Origin of the sequence: Paractinoplanes pyxinae, from assembly GCF_026626335.1 — a bacterium.
Classification (GTDB): Bacteria; Actinomycetota; Actinomycetes; order Mycobacteriales; family Micromonosporaceae; genus Actinoplanes; species Actinoplanes pyxinae.
Genome location: NZ_JAPNTZ010000024.1, coordinates 116,029 through 129,878 on the forward strand (window position 1 = coordinate 116,029; position 13,850 = coordinate 129,878).

The following is a 13,850-nucleotide window of genomic DNA, read 5'->3' on the forward strand; positions in this document are numbered from 1 at the left end:
GACTGGTCAGTTCAAAAACATACCCCCGGCATTGATCGCCGCCACCCCTTGGTGGCGGAGCTCACGGGCAGGCAGGATCATCGGCATGTCGACGCGATGGGGCATGACCGTTCCGCTGGCCGGGATCCCGCTGTCCGAGCACGCCGAGGTCTACCGGACGCTGGCCGACGCCGGCTTCACCGACCTGTGGACCTCGGAGGTGGCCGGCTCCGACGCCTTCACCCCGCTGACCCTGGCCGCCGCGTGGACGCCCGGCCTGCGGCTCGGAACGGCGGTCGCGCCCGTCTTCACCCGCGGCCCCGGCCTGCTCGCCATGACCGCGGCCGCCCTGGCCGAGACCGCGCCCGGCCGGTTCCAGCTGGGCATCGGCGCCTCGTCACCCGTGGTGGTCGGCGACTGGAACGCCGCCGAGTTCACCGAGCCGTTCCAGCGCAGCCGCGACATGCTGCGCTTCCTGCGGCCGGCGCTCGCCGGTGAGCTGGTCGACAGGCAGTTCGAGACCTTTTCCGTACGGCGTTTCCGGCTGGAACGCCCGCCGTCGGTGCCCCCGCAGGTGTTGCTCGCCGCGCTTCGCCCGGGCATGCTCCGCCTGGCCGCCGCCGAGGCCGACGGCGTGATCCTCAACTGGCTCTCGGCGAAAGACGTGCACACGGCGCTGGCCGAGGTCAAAACCGACAAGCCCGACTTCGACGTGGCCGCCCGCATTTTCGTGTGCCCTACCGACGACGCCGAGCACGCCCGCCGCCTGGGCCGCCGCATGATCGCCGCCTATCTGACCGTGCCCGCGTACGCCGCCTTCCACCGCTGGCTGGGCCGGGAAGAGGTGCTGACCCCGATGTGGCAGGCCTGGTCGTCGGGCGACCGCAAGGGTGCGCTGGCCGCCATCCCCGACAAGGTGGTCGACGAGCTGACCGTGCACGGCTCGCCGGCCGAGTGCCGGGCCCGGGTCGAGGCGTACGTCAAGGCCGGCGTCACCGTCCCGGCCATGGCGCTGCTACCGACTCCCACATTGGACTCCGGCGACACCCCGGCCATCCTCGAGCTGCTGGCCGCCCTGGGCCGCTCCTAGCTCTTGGGCGGCGCCTACACCCAGCGCAGGGCATTGATCCGACCGATTTGCCCGGAGTGCATGGGAGCGCTACCACTTCTGCCCGGAAAGCGGCTGCCCGCGAGGGGCGCCGGGAAACTACGATGCGGCGCATGGCATTGATCCACAAGGCGACTCTGAGTCCCACCAAGGTTGAACTGCTGGCGGCGTGGCTCCCGAGCCGCTCGTGGTTTCAAGGCGAAGCCGGCGCCCCGGTCGAGCGGGTGGCGTCCTACCGTTTCGACGACCCCGAGGGTGAGGTCGGCATCGAAACGCTGCTGGTCACAGCGGGCAGCGGCCTCACGTACCAGGTTCCGCTGACCTACCGCGGCGCCCCTGTCGAAGGCGCCGAGCAGTGGCTGATCGGCACGATGGAACACTCGGCCCTGGGCACCCGCTGGGTGTACGACGCCCCCGGCGACCTTGTCTACGCCGAGGCCCTGGCCCAGGCCCTGCTCACCGGCAGCGGCCAGGCCCAGGAATTCATGGAGGTCGACGGCCACCTCGAACCCCGCCAGCCCAGCATGGCCATCACGACAAGCAACATCTCCACCGACTACGCCGAGGCACGAGCCGTGACGGCCATCCTCAGCACCGACCCGTCCGACCCCACAGTCATCGAAACCGACAAGCTCACCCTCACGATCCCCCGCCTCCTCAACCACGCCGTCTCCCCACCCGGCGCCGTCCTCTTCGGAACGTGGCCCGGCCAGCCCGCCTCCATCGCCCTCGCCTTCGCCAACCCCCGCTGACCTCCGTCCCCCAGCCTCCCGCCACAAGGCCCCCCAAGTGGCGGGACCACTTTTCCCCGCAGCGCAACCTCCAGGCCACGCCGAGGCACGAATGCCTCCCTAAGTGCCGAATGCCGAACCAACCTCAGCCGAGAGTGTCGTACCCCTCCGGCAGAATGAGGGCCAAGACACCACCGCAGACGTCAGGCCGCATCCGCACAGCCCCGGCGAACGACCGCTTGAGCCACGTGGCGCCCGGCCGTGGACGTAGGCCCGAGACCCCAGGCGGCGCAGGCGCATACGGTTGGCGGCCTCCTTGGCGCTGAGTGCGCGCCCCCGCGAGACGAGGTGCCCGCACCCAGCAGGCACACGCCGGCCGAGGCGCACTTGCGCAGAACGCAGCCTCGTTAGCCCCTATTGCGTAGCCAAGCCGAGGCGAAACGCAATCACACCAGGGTGGGGCTGGGCATAGCCGAGCCGAGGCGAAACGCAGCCACGCCGGGGGCGGGGCTGGGCGTTGCCGACCCCGGGGCGGAAGGCAGCCAAGGCTGCCGAGCGGAACGCAGCCATGGCGCGCTCACACCCGACCAACCCGGCCCCAGCGACGAGTGCGCATCGTGTGGCCGAGCTGCTTGAAGCCGTCGGTCGGCACGTTCCCGCGGGTCGTGTCGGCTCCGGCGGGAGTGAGGCGGGACACAGCTGGCGCGGGGCGCAGCCGACCTAAGCGGGACACAGCCGGGGCGGAAAGAAGTTGAGGCGGAAGGCAGCCACACCGGCGCGGGACACAGCTGACCGGAGCGGGGAGGCAGCCCGAGCGGAACGCGGCCACGCCGGGGCGAGGCGGTACACAGCTCGCGGGACGCAGCCGACTTGAAGCGGGACACAGCCTGGGCGAAACGAGGTTGAGGCGGAACGCAGCCACGCCGAGGCGGGACACAGCTAACGGGAGCGGGGAGAAAGCCCAAGCGGAACGCACCCGAGCGGAACGCGGCCACGCCGGGAGCAAGGCGGGACACAGCTCGACCAGGCCCTCGCCACCGATGCCGGCGCTCGAGTGCTAGCGCGCGGTACGCAGCTGACCTAAGCGGGACACAGCCGAGGCAGAAAGAAGTTGAGGCGGAACGCAGCCGCGCCGCGGCGGGACACAGCTGACCGGAGCGGGAAGGAGCCCGAGCGGAACGCACCCGACGGAAGGCGGCCGAGCGGAACGCAGCCACGGCGGGAGCGAGGCGGGACACAGCTCGCGGGACGCAGCCGACCCAAGTGAGACGCAGCCGGGGCGTTACGCACTCCGAGCGAAACGTAGCCAAGTGGAACAAAAGCCACGCCGGGCTCGGCGGGATGCAGCCGCCCGAGGAAATCAGCCGGGCTGGCATGCGGCCGGACGAGACGCCGCCGGCCGGAAGGCGGGTGCGGCCTTGAGTTGCAGCTAGGCCGTCCGCAGCGGCGAGTGCTCGATACTGCGGTTGGGGCCCCTACGCCGCCGTACATCTAAATGAGGGTGACGAACCCGCAAGCGCGCAACCACCAGCTGTTCTGCTGCGCCACTCCGCGCGACACAGGCCATGGCCGCCGCCGGCGTGTCCCGGCACGCCGACTGCCCCTCCACCGCGGCTACCCCTCTCGCCGGGGACACGCGGTCGAGGTATCTGCGTCGTTCGCACTTGGCAGTTGTCAGAAACGCGAGAAGGCGCACCCCCGTGGAATGCGCCTTCTCGCTACTTGCTGTCGCTGGCTCACTCGCCGTCGGCGAGGATGGCGTACAGCTTGCGCTTTGTTTCGTTCAGGATTTCGAGCGCCCGCTGGCGCTGCTCGGGCGTGCCGTTGAAGCCGACCTGCTTGAGCGCGCCCATGATGCCGACCGCCGCGTCGCGGAAGTCCTGCACCTGGGACATCGTGTCGTCGCCGATGTTTCCCCAGGGCGGGTTCTCGGCGGCCGTCTCGGCTTCGGCCCGGCCGGCGTCGGTCAGGTGGTAGCTCTTGCGGCCGCCGGCGGCCTCAGCCTCGATGAGGCCTTCGTCTTCGAGCAGTTGCAGCGTCGGGTAGACCGAGCCGGGGCTGGGCCGCCAGATGCCGTTCGTGCGCGAGTCGAGCTCTTGGATCATCTCGTAGCCGTGCATGGGGCGTTCGAGAAGCAGCGCCAGGACGGCGGTGCGAACGTTGGGACGCGAGCCGCGCCCGCCGCGCCGGGGACCGCGCCCGCCCGGACCGAAGGGGCCGCCGGGGCCGAAGCCGCCGCCCCCGAAGTCGCCGGGGCCGCCGAAGGGGAACCCGGGCGGGAAGGTGAAGCCGCGTGCACGGAAGCCGTGGTGGCCGTGATGGATGTTCCTCATGACTATCTCCGATCTGTTGTCGATAGCTAGACGATATATCGTCAATAGCTCGGCCGCAAGGGTTTCTTCGCCGGAACGCCCTGCGACGGGTGTGGAGGGTCGCGGATCTGGCAATGTGATAGCTGTGCTGACGGTGCCGATTCGCCAGCTCGGTGAGTCCGAGCGCGCGCAGGTCGAGAGAGTCCTCGACCGCGACCCCTACGCCGGCGCCCAGATCGCCGAGCGAGTGGCGGCGCACGGGCTCAGCTGGTGGCGTTCCGACGGGCGGATCTTCGGGTACGGGCCCGGCCGTCGCGTCGAGTCGATCGTCTGGTCCGGCGCGCATCTGGTGCCGGTCTGCTCCACGCCGGCCGCGACGGCGGCGTTCGCCGAGGTGCTGGGGGCCGAGCCGCGCATCTGCTCGTCGATCATCGGCCGGTCCGACGCGGTGCTCGACCTGTGGGACAGGCTGGGCGGCCAGTGGGGCCGCGCCCGCGACGTCCGCCCCAACCAACCGCTGCTGGTGGCCGACCGTGACCCGGCGATCGCTCCCGACCCCGAGGTGCGGCTGGTGCGCCCGAGCGAGGTCGACGCGCTCTTCCCGGCCGCCGTGTCCATGTACACCGAAGAGGTCGGCGTCTCGCCGCTGCTCGACGACGGCGGTCGCGGCTACCGGCGGCGGATAGCCGAGCTGGTCAAGGGCAAGCGGGCGTACGCGCGCTTCGTCGGCGATCGGGTGATCTTCAAGGCCGAGCTGGCCATCGTCACCAACCGCACGACGCAAGTGCAGGGTGTCTGGGTCGATCCGGAGTTCCGCGGCCGGGGCCTGGCCGCGCCCGCGATGGCTGCCGTCACTAAAGACGCGCTACGGCGTGTGTCACCCACCGTGAGCCTCTACGTGAACGACTACAACACGGCAGCGCGGCGCGTCTACGCCAAGTGCGGCTTCGTATCGGCTGGGAGTTTTGCGACGGTTCTTTTCTGAGTACGGCGTAACCGCGCACACTTCGGTCGGAGCGCACAGCTCCGGAAGCCCCGCCGAAGCAGGGCTTCCGTTACGACGTACGTCAGTGAACCGTGACCGTCGGGCCGGGGAGCAGTTCGCGCAGCTCCTCAGGGATCTCCGCGCCCATCTCGTCGGCCAGGCGCAGAGCCTCTTCGATCAGCGTCTCCACGATGATCGACTCGGGCACCGTCTTGATGACCTGGCCCTTCACGAAGATCTGGCCCTTGCCGTTGCCGGACGCCACACCCAGGTCGGCCTCGCGCGCCTCACCCGGGCCGTTCACGACACAACCCATGACGGCCACCCGCAGCGGCACCGGCAGGCCCTCGAGCCCGGCCGTGACCTGCTCGGCGAGCGTGTACACGTCGACCTGGGCCCGACCGCAGGACGGGCACGACACGATCTCGAGACCGCGTTCGCGCAGGCCCAGCGACTCGAGGATCTGCTGGCCGACCTTGATCTCTTCGACCGGCGGGGCCGACAGCGACACCCGGATCGTGTCGCCGATGCCCTCGGCCAGCAGGGCGCCGAAGGCCACCGAGCTCTTGATCGTGCCCTGGAACGCCGGGCCGGCCTCGGTGACGCCCAGGTGCAGCGGGTAGTCGCACTGCTCGGCGAGCTGCCGGTAGGCCCGGATCATGACGACCGGGTCGTTGTGCTTGACCGAGATCTTGATGTCGCGGAAGCCGTGCTCCTCGAACAGCGAGCACTCCCACAGGGCCGACTCGACCAGCGCCTCGGCGGTGGCCTTGCCGTACTTCTGCAGCAAGCGCTTGTCGAGCGAGCCCGCGTTCACGCCGATGCGGATCGGCACGCGCGCGTCGGAGGCCGCCTTCGCGATCTCTTTGACCTTGTCGTCGAACTGGCGGATGTTGCCCGGGTTGACCCGGACGGCCGCGCAGCCGGCGTCGATCGCCGCGAACACGTACTTCGGCTGGAAGTGGATGTCGGCGATCACCGGGATCTGCGACTTCTTGGCGATCGCGGGCAGCGCCTCGACGTCGTCCTGCGAGGGCACCGCGACCCGGACGATCTGGCAGCCGGAGGCGGTGAGCTCGGCGATCTGCTGCAGCGTCTTGTTGACGTCGGCGGTGAGCGTGGTCGTCATCGACTGCACGCTGACCGGGGCGCCGCCGCCGACCGGGACGTTGCCCACCATGATCTGCCGGCTGTGGCGGCGAGGCGCCAGCGGCGGCGGGGGCACGGCCGGCATACCGAGACTGATGGCAGTCACTTTCGCATCACCTGTTGAAGATCGTGATCGGGTTGATGATATCGGCGGTAGCTGTCAGCAAGGTGAACACACCACCGATCAAGATGACTGCGTAGGTGACAGGCATCAACTTGTAGTAGTCGACACGGCCCGGGTCGGGTTTCCGCATCCGCGAGTAGAGCCACGAGCGCACGCGTTCGTACCAGGCGATCGCGATGTGCCCGCCGTCGAGCGGGAGCAGCGGCAGCAGGTTGAAGATGCCGATGAACACGTTGAGCGAGATGAAGACGTTGAGGAACAGCTCGGGCACGCCGTGCTGGAAGGCCTCGCCGCCGAGCCGGCTGGCGCCGATCACGCTGATCGGGGTCTCGGGGTCACGCTCGCTGCCGGTGATCGAGTGCCACAGCGCGGGGATCTTGTCGGGGATCCGCTTCATGGCCTCGAACGTGTTCTTGAACAGGAACCAGCCGTAGTCGGCGGTCGCCGGGAACGCCTCGGCCGCGTTGTACTTGATCTGGGTCGGCAGGCTGTCGAAGTCCCACCCGATGCCGGCCACCGAGACCGTGCTGGTCGGGCCCTCGCCGTCGTCGGTGATCGGCTTGCGCTGGGCCGAGATCAGGTTGACCTGGGCCGTGCCGGCCACGCCGTCGCGCTCGTAGCGGAACGGGACAGCGCCCGCCGGCAGCGTGCGGACGGCCTCGGTGAGCTGGCCGTACGTCGTGATCGGGGTGGTGCCGACCTGTGTGATCAGGTCGCCGTCGCGCAGGCCGGCCGCGTACGCCGGACCCGCCACGCCGCCGTTCTGCCCGGGCACACAGTCCTGCTGGGTGGTCGGAATCTCGATCCAGGTGCACTCGCTGATCGTGATGACCGGCTTCTCTTTGGCCTGGTCGCTGTTCGTCTGCGGGTACGCCGTGTTGGGCAGCCCGATCGAGATGGCGACGAACCAGGCGGCCACCGCGGCCAGCAGGAAGTGCGTGATCGAGCCGGCCGACATGACGACCGTGCGCTTCCACACCGGGAACCGCCACATGGCGCGCGGCTGGTCCTCGGGAGCGACGTCGTCGTCCTGCGGCGTCATGCCGACGATCTTGCAGAAGCCGCCGAGCGGGATGAGCTTGAGGCCGTACTCCGTCTCGCCGCGCTGGAACGAGAAGATCGTCGGGCCGAAACCGACGAAGTACTTGGTGACCTTCATGCCGAAGCGCTTGGCCGTGATCATGTGGCCGAGCTCATGCAGACTCACCGAGATCAGGATGGCCAGCGCGAACGCGGCGAATCCCAGCCAGTAGTACATCAAGCTCCCTTTGCCGCCGTAGCGATCATCTGCTGCGCCTGGGCACGCGCCCACGACTCGGCGGCGAGCACCTCCTCGACGGTACTCGGCTCGGCAAATCCGGGAGCCGCCTCGAGGACCCGCTCCAACGTGTCGACGATGCCCAGAAAAGGTAGCCGACCGGCGACGAAAGCGGCCACACACTCTTCGTTGGCGGCGTTGTAGACGGCCGGCAGGCAGCGCCCCGACCGGCCGGCGTGCTTCGCCAGGCGTACGGCGGGAAAGGCCTCGTCGTCCAGGGGCCGGAGTTCCCAGTTGTGGGCCTCCCGCCAGTCGACGCCGGACGCCGCACCCGGCACGCGGTCGGGCCAGGCCAGCGCGAGCGCGATCGGCAGGCGCATGTCGGGCGGGCTGGCCTGGGCCAGCGTGGAGCCGTCGGTGAACTCGACCATCGAGTGCAGCACCGACTGCGGGTGCACCATCACCTCGATGTCGTCGTAAGGCACGCCGAACAACTCGTGCGCCTCGATCACCTCGAGCCCCTTGTTCACCATCGTGGCCGTGTTGATCGTGACGACCGGACCCATGTCCCACGTCGGGTGCTTGAGCGCGTCGTCGGGTGTGACGTTCGTCAGCTCCTCGCGCCGGCGGCCGCGGAACGCTCCCCCGCTGGCGGTCAGCACGAGCCGGCGCACCTCTTGCGCCGAGCCGCCACGCAGGCACTGGGCGAGTGCCGAGTGCTCGGAGTCGACCGGGACGATCTGCCCTTCCTTGGCGATCCGGTGCACGAGCGGGCCGCCGGCGACCAGCGACTCTTTGTTGGCCAGGGCGAGGATGCGCCCCTCTTCGAGCGCGGCCAGGGTGGGGGCGAGCCCGAGGCTGCCGACCACCCCGTTGAGCACGACGTCACAGGGTTGCCGGGCGAGCTCGGTCATCGCGTCCGGCCCGGCCACGATCTTCGGCAGCTTGAAGTCGCCGGTCGCCCACCCCCGCCGCTGAGCCTCGGCGTAGAAGGCGAGCTGCAGATCCTGGACGACGGACGAGCGGGCCACGCCGACCACCTCGACGGCCAGCTCGAGCGCCTGCGCGGCCAGCAACTCGACGTTGCCCCCGCCCGCGCCCAGCGCCACCACCCGGAAGCTTTCCGGATTGCGGCGCACGATGTCGATGGCCTGGGTGCCGATGGACCCGGTCGAGCCGAGCAGTACGAGATCCCGCATGCCGCCCATCTTCCCGGATGCCCGCACCCCGCTCGCGCTCAGTCCTCGTCGTCCTCCTCGTCCATCAGATCGGCGGGGTCGATGGAGAAGTCGAACGGCTCGGTCATCGAGAACACACTTCCCGCAGCGGCGGCCACCGTCGGCCGATACTCCCCGTCGACCAGTTCGTGCAGCACGAGCCCGGGAACGTGATTCCGGAAGTCGACCCGCAGATAGAAAGGCACACCACCGGCCGCGTACTCGCGCGGGCGGTCGATGACGTCCTTCCGCCGGCTGCCCGCCGAGACGATCTCACCTATCAGCACGACATCCGTGATCGGCATGGTGATCTGCCCCCGGCCGGATCGCCGCAGAACGACGAAGTCCGGGATGAACAAATCGTCGCCGGAGACGATGTTGACCTCGGGATAGCCCCACATGCGGGCCTTCCGGGCTGCCTCATGCATGAGGTAGACAATCTGGCGCTCGGCCGCTTGATGGATGTAGCCGGCATGTGGGCTCACGATCACGCTCCCGCGGAAGACTTCGACCTTGGGGCCGTTGTTCTCCGGCAGCAGGTCGAGGGCCATTTGCGCGGTCCATGGCTGATTAAGCTTGCCGAGCAAGTCGAACGAGGGTTCGAGCGATCCGGAGGACGGATCGAATGCGGGCGCTGCCATGGACCACCTCCGCGAGGGATCGTGCCGCAGTCAGCGTACCGCCGGGCCCCGTCGAAGCCCGGTTGTGGATAACGGGTCGGGCTGTGGATATCTGGGTATGAGGGGCGCATGCCAGGGTGGGTGGCGCGGGCGCGCCGGGTCGTCAGTGCGCCGTTTCGGTCGCTCCAGGGGCGGGATCTGGCCTTGCACGCGGCGGCGGTGACGTTCTACGCCGGGATCGCGGTGGTGCCGATCGCTCTGCTGGCGGTGTGGATCACCGGGTGGATCGCGGGGCCTGATCGCGTACGGCGGCTCACCGGGCACACCATCGCGGCGCTGCCGGATGCCATCGGGGCGCCGCAGGCCCTGTCGGCGCTGATCGAGGCCGGGTTGCACCTGACGCCGTTGTTCGCGCTGGCCAGCCTGTTGCCGGCCACGCTGTACGGGGAAGGGCTCCGCCGCGCGTTCGTTTCCCTGCGTACGCCGGGCGGTGAACCACTGGTCGGCTGGCGTGGCCGCCTGCTGTGGCTCCCGCTGATGGCTGCGGCGCCCGCTCTGCTGCTGGCCATGTTCCTGGCGCTGCCCTCGACGAGTTCGCTCTGGGTTCGCGGGGGCTGGTACTCCGTACTCGGCGTCGTCCTGTCCTTCCTGGCCGCCTGGCTGGTGCTCACGCCCGTGGTGATCTGGGTCTACCGCTACGTGGCGCCCGGGCGGCCCCGCTGGCTGTCGACGATCCTGGTCGGGTCGTTCACCGCGGCCAACCTGTCGGGTTTCCTGCACGGCTTCGTGCTCTTCTGCTCGCTGCCCATCAACCTGGGCGCCCCGTTCGGCGGGTTCGACGAGATCGGCGGCATGGTGGCGGTCGGCCTGTGGCTGTACCTGTTCCACGTGATCGTGCTGGCCGGGTATGCGGCCACCCGCAGCGCCAGCGCGTTCCAGATCCGACGTGAATCTTGAACTGATTTCTTCACGTACGAACAGTTGAAGAAACTTCACGTACACCCGCGCTACCCTCAAGCGTCATGACCACCCTCCCCGCCCGGTCCGACGTAGTGATCATCGGAGCGGGCCACAACGGCCTCGTCTCCGCCGTCCTGCTCGCCCGCGCCGGCCTGAGCGTCGTCGTCCTCGAGGCCTCAGAGGTGATCGGCGGCGCCGCCCGCACCGAGCACCCGTTCGCCCAGGCGCCCGGCCTCGGCCACTCCACCGGTTCCTACCTGCTCGGCCTCATGCCGCCCGAGCTGCTGCGCACCCTCGACGTGACCATCCCCGTGCTGCGCCGCGACCCGCACTACTTCCTGCCCACGCCCGGTCCGGCCGGCTCGCCTTACCTGCTCTTCGGGCGCGACCACGCCTCGACCCGGGAGCAGCTGGCCCACTTCTTCTCGCCGCGTGACGTCGCCGCCGACGAGCAGCTGGCGGTCGAGATCGGCGCGCTGCGGGCCGACCTGGCGCCGGCCTGGCTCGAGGAGCCGGGCAGCGTCGAAGAGACGGCCGACCGTTTCATCCGCCCTCAGCTGCAGAGCACGTTCGTCGACCTCGTGCGTGGCTCCGTGGCCGACTATCTGACCCGGTTCGGCTTCAAAAGCGAACTGCTGATGAGCATGTACGCGGTGACCGACGGCCTGTCCGGTCTGAACGCGGGCCCTGACGACGCCGGTACGGGTCACAACTTTTTGGTGCACAACATGTGCCGCCTGCCTGGCTCGGACGGCACCTGGATGATCGCCGAGGGCGGCATGGGCACTGTCTCGCGCGTCTTCGCCGATGCGGCCCGTGCGGCCGGAGCCCAGATCCTCACGGGTACGCCGGTGTCGGAAGTAACCGTCGACGGCGGCGCCGCGAGCGGGGTCGTGCTGGCCGACGGGCGCTCGATCGGGGCCCGGGTCGTGCTGGGCTCCTGCGACCCGTACCAGCTCATGTCCCTCGTGCCTTCGGACGCGCTGCCGTCGTCGCTGACGACACGGATGGCGGCGGTGAAGCGCACCGGAACGACGTTGAAGCTCAACCTCGCGTTGCGTGGACTGCCGTCGTTCAGCTGCCTCCCGCCGGGTACGGCGTCGCCGTTCGGGTCGACGATCCACCTGCTGCCGGGGTCGGCCGGGCTGGCCGGCGTGGCCGGCACCGACTCGCCGATGGCCGCACTGCGCGCCATGTGGGCCGACGTCCAGGCCGGACGGCTGCCGGACGAGCCGACGATCGAGTGGTACCTGCACACGACCGTTGATCCGTCGCTGCAGGACGCTGCGGGGAATCACTCGTCCGCGTTGTTCGTGCAGTCGGTGCCTTATTCGCCGGCCGGATCGTCCTGGGAAGCTGAGCTGCCGGGCTATGTCGACAAGCTGCTGGACATCTGCGAGCGGTACGCCCCGGGGACGCGCGATCTGGTCGTCGACATGATGCCGCTGACGCCGCCGGGCATCGAGAAGCACTTCGGGATCACCGGCGGCCACATCCACCACGTGGACAACACGGTCGCCTTCAACGAACGCATGCCGTACTTCACGGGGCTGGACGGGCTGTACGCGGGCTCGGCGGGCGCTCACCCGGCCGGCTCGGTGATCGGTGCCGCCGGCCACAACGTCGCGAAGCGCATCCTCCGCGACCTGAACAGCTGATCCCGAACGGCGATTTGCTTTTTCGAGCGCAACCACTCACGCACGTCGCCCGGGTGGGTTTCGCGTTCTGGACGCGCCAGCGGCCAGCGAAGCCCGCCCGGGCCCTCGGCGGGAGCGACGGTCTGTACCCACCACCCCGCTACGACATCAAGCTCTTACGAATTTTTCTCCGCGCGAATCTTGTGACCCACGCTGGTCAGGCACCTTCCGCTGGGGAGGTCGAACTTCCAGCCGTGCAACTGACAGGTCAGCACGTTGCCGTCAACGACCCCGAAACGGCTCAGGTCGGCCTTCAGGTGGGGGCAGCGACGCTGCACAGTCCAATCACCCAGCTGCGTGTCCTCGGCCTCGACGGCCTTCTCGTGCTCGTCGTACCAGCCCTCGGCGTATTGCAGGCGCTCCTCGCTCAGGCACTTGAAGAACGCGTAGACGTACTCGTTGTACTGGCCGATGCGGGCGGCCGAGAAGCGGCAGCTCAGGAACAGGCTGTTGACCCAGTCGCCCTCGTCGATGTGGATCAGGTGCTCGATCAGGGCGCGGCCGGTCTTGAAGCGGTAGCGCACCTTTTCGTCGTTGTAGGGGCGCACCTGCTTGCCGGGGAAGTCGACGACGATCGACTCGATGATCTCGCCGTCGGGGCCGAACGAGTCGGTCAGGTCGAAGCGGACGGGACCGCCGACGCCCTGGGCCATGTAGATCGACTCTTCGAGCAGGGGCTCGATGCGCTTCTTGAGCGCGCCCAGCACGTCGATCTCGGGGTGCCGCCAGCTTGCCTTCTCGGCCGCGATGACGGGGGCCTTGCGCTCGCGCATCTCTTCGAGGTGCTGCTGCTTGTTGGCGAAGAACTCGTCGACCGGCGTGGGATGCGTCGTCTCGGCGGTCTTCTCGGTCAGCGTGGTGACGCTGCCCGGGAGCAGGACGATGCCGTTCGTGCCGCCGACCTTGGCGTACTCCTCCATGAAGACCGACTGGTCGGGGAAGATGTTGCCCTCGTCGCCGAAGATGTCGTTGAACTGCCAGAGCGTGTCGTCGAGGAAGCACGGCGGGCCGGCGATCGGGAAGACGTGGTCGGCCTTCAGGTCGTCGATGTAGCGCCAGGTGCGGTCGAACTGGCGGTCGCGCTTCTGCTTGCCGAAGGCCGTCTTGGCCGCGTCGGGCAGCTCGTAGACCATCGGGTACCAGATCGCGCCGCTGAACTGCAGCATGTGGGCGTGCACTTGGCCCAGCTCGTTGAAGCGGGTGAGGTCGGTGGGGCGGGCGTCGTTCTGGTTGAGGACGCGGACGCCGTCGTGCTCGACCCACAGGGATGAGTCGCCGATCGGGCCGTCGGTGGGGCTGATCAGGGCCTGGATCATGACCTTGAGGCCGCCGTCGAGCTCGTGCACCTCGTCCGACCTGGTCTTGAAGAAGCTGGTGAAGCCGAGCTCACGCAGCTCGTCCTCGAGCTGGCTGGTCGGGTACTCCGGCAGCAGCACCGTCGCCTTCTTGCTGATGAAGCGCTTGAGGTGCTCGGCGTCGAAGTGGTCGCGGTGCAGGTGCGAGACGTAGAGGTAGTCGACGTCGCCCAGCGTCTCCCAGTCCAGCAGCGAATTGTCGGGGAACGGGAACCATGAGGCGAAATAGGCGGGATTCACCCATGGATCGCACAGAATGCTGCCGGCGGCGGTGTCGATCCGCATGCTCGCGTGTCCAGTGCCTGTGATCCGCACCGTTTACTCCCTCGATCCAAGAACCCGACCGCATCGAAGG

General features: G+C 69.0%; 11 protein-coding genes. 5 read left to right on the plus strand and 6 right to left on the minus strand.

Annotated elements, in window-relative coordinates; translation table 11 throughout:
- Positions 1–85: 85 nt before the first annotated feature.
- Positions 86–1,069, plus strand: a complete 984-nt coding sequence (locus OWR29_RS45150) for an LLM class F420-dependent oxidoreductase (RefSeq protein WP_267569838.1) — start codon at positions 86–88, stop codon at positions 1,067–1,069.
- 131 nt (positions 1,070–1,200) lie between these two features.
- Positions 1,201–1,839, plus strand: coding sequence for a CG0192-related protein (locus OWR29_RS45155; protein WP_267569839.1), 639 nt, complete (start codon positions 1,201–1,203; stop codon positions 1,837–1,839).
- 1,715 nt (positions 1,840–3,554) lie between these two features.
- Here the strand turns inward: OWR29_RS45155 and OWR29_RS45160 are convergent.
- Complete coding sequence (locus OWR29_RS45160; protein ID WP_267569840.1) at positions 3,555–4,151, minus strand: PadR family transcriptional regulator; 597 nt, start codon at positions 4,149–4,151, stop codon at positions 3,555–3,557.
- Between the two features lie 124 nt (positions 4,152–4,275).
- On the opposite strand from OWR29_RS45160, the gene OWR29_RS45165 reads away from it, so the two are divergent.
- On the plus strand, positions 4,276–5,115 hold the full coding sequence (locus OWR29_RS45165; RefSeq protein WP_267569841.1) for a GNAT family N-acetyltransferase: 840 nt from the start codon (positions 4,276–4,278) through the stop codon (positions 5,113–5,115).
- Positions 5,116–5,197: 82 nt separating this feature from the next.
- On the opposite strand, the gene ispG is transcribed toward OWR29_RS45165, so the two are convergent.
- Genes ispG through OWR29_RS45185 form a run of 4 tightly spaced genes read right to left on the minus strand, consistent with a single transcriptional unit; the run spans position 5,198 to position 9,504 of the window.
- A complete protein-coding gene (gene ispG / locus OWR29_RS45170; protein WP_267569842.1) occupies positions 5,198–6,370 on the minus strand; it encodes a flavodoxin-dependent (E)-4-hydroxy-3-methylbut-2-enyl-diphosphate synthase in 1,173 nt (390 codons plus the stop codon).
- 7 nt (positions 6,371–6,377) lie between these two features.
- Complete coding sequence (locus tag OWR29_RS45175) at positions 6,378–7,646, minus strand: M50 family metallopeptidase (RefSeq protein ID WP_267569843.1); 1,269 nt, start codon at positions 7,644–7,646, stop codon at positions 6,378–6,380.
- On the minus strand, positions 7,646–8,854 hold the full coding sequence (gene dxr / locus OWR29_RS45180) for a 1-deoxy-D-xylulose-5-phosphate reductoisomerase (RefSeq protein ID WP_267569881.1): 1,209 nt from the start codon (positions 8,852–8,854) through the stop codon (positions 7,646–7,648). Before dxr ends, OWR29_RS45175 begins: the two co-directional genes overlap by 1 nt.
- 29 nt (positions 8,855–8,883) lie before the next feature.
- Positions 8,884–9,504 carry a Uma2 family endonuclease gene (locus OWR29_RS45185; RefSeq protein ID WP_267569844.1) on the minus strand — a complete coding sequence of 207 codons (621 nt, stop codon included), beginning with the start codon at positions 9,502–9,504 and terminating at the stop codon, positions 8,884–8,886.
- Positions 9,505–9,612: 108 nt separating this feature from the next.
- Here OWR29_RS45185 and OWR29_RS45190 point away from each other — a divergent pair, with 108 nt between their 5' ends.
- Both OWR29_RS45190 and OWR29_RS45195 read left to right on the plus strand, forming a co-directional pair.
- On the plus strand, positions 9,613–10,440 hold the full coding sequence (locus OWR29_RS45190) for a YhjD/YihY/BrkB family envelope integrity protein (RefSeq protein WP_267569845.1): 828 nt from the start codon (positions 9,613–9,615) through the stop codon (positions 10,438–10,440).
- A 65-nt stretch (positions 10,441–10,505) separates the two neighbouring features.
- Positions 10,506–12,101 carry a phytoene desaturase family protein gene (locus OWR29_RS45195; protein WP_267569846.1) on the plus strand — a complete coding sequence of 532 codons (1,596 nt, stop codon included), beginning with the start codon at positions 10,506–10,508 and terminating at the stop codon, positions 12,099–12,101.
- Positions 12,102–12,256: 155 nt separating this feature from the next.
- Here the strand turns inward: OWR29_RS45195 and OWR29_RS45200 are convergent, their stop codons facing one another.
- The gene (locus OWR29_RS45200) at positions 12,257–13,810 is read right to left on the minus strand and encodes a Rieske 2Fe-2S domain-containing protein (protein WP_267569847.1); all 1,554 of its coding nucleotides are present in this window, start codon (positions 13,808–13,810) and stop codon (positions 12,257–12,259) included.
- Between the last annotated feature and the right edge of the window lie 40 nt (positions 13,811–13,850).

Excerpts from the sequence above, each read along its gene's own strand:
- OWR29_RS45175 (WP_267569843.1), bottom strand. The coding sequence starts at position 7,646 with ATGTACTACTGGCTGGGATTCGCCGCGTTCGCGCTGGCCATCCTGATC.
- OWR29_RS45195 (WP_267569846.1), top strand. The coding sequence starts at position 10,506 with ATGACCACCCTCCCCGCCCGGTCCGACGTAGTGATCATCGGAGCGGGC.
- OWR29_RS45185 (WP_267569844.1), bottom strand. The coding sequence starts at position 9,504 with ATGGCAGCGCCCGCATTCGATCCGTCCTCCGGATCGCTCGAACCCTCG.
- OWR29_RS45150 (WP_267569838.1), top strand. The coding sequence starts at position 86 with ATGTCGACGCGATGGGGCATGACCGTTCCGCTGGCCGGGATCCCGCTG.
- OWR29_RS45160 (WP_267569840.1), bottom strand. The coding sequence starts at position 4,151 with ATGAGGAACATCCATCACGGCCACCACGGCTTCCGTGCACGCGGCTTC.
- OWR29_RS45190 (WP_267569845.1), top strand. The coding sequence starts at position 9,613 with ATGCCAGGGTGGGTGGCGCGGGCGCGCCGGGTCGTCAGTGCGCCGTTT.
- dxr (WP_267569881.1), bottom strand. The coding sequence starts at position 8,854 with ATGGGCGGCATGCGGGATCTCGTACTGCTCGGCTCGACCGGGTCCATC.
- OWR29_RS45155 (WP_267569839.1), top strand. The coding sequence starts at position 1,201 with ATGGCATTGATCCACAAGGCGACTCTGAGTCCCACCAAGGTTGAACTG.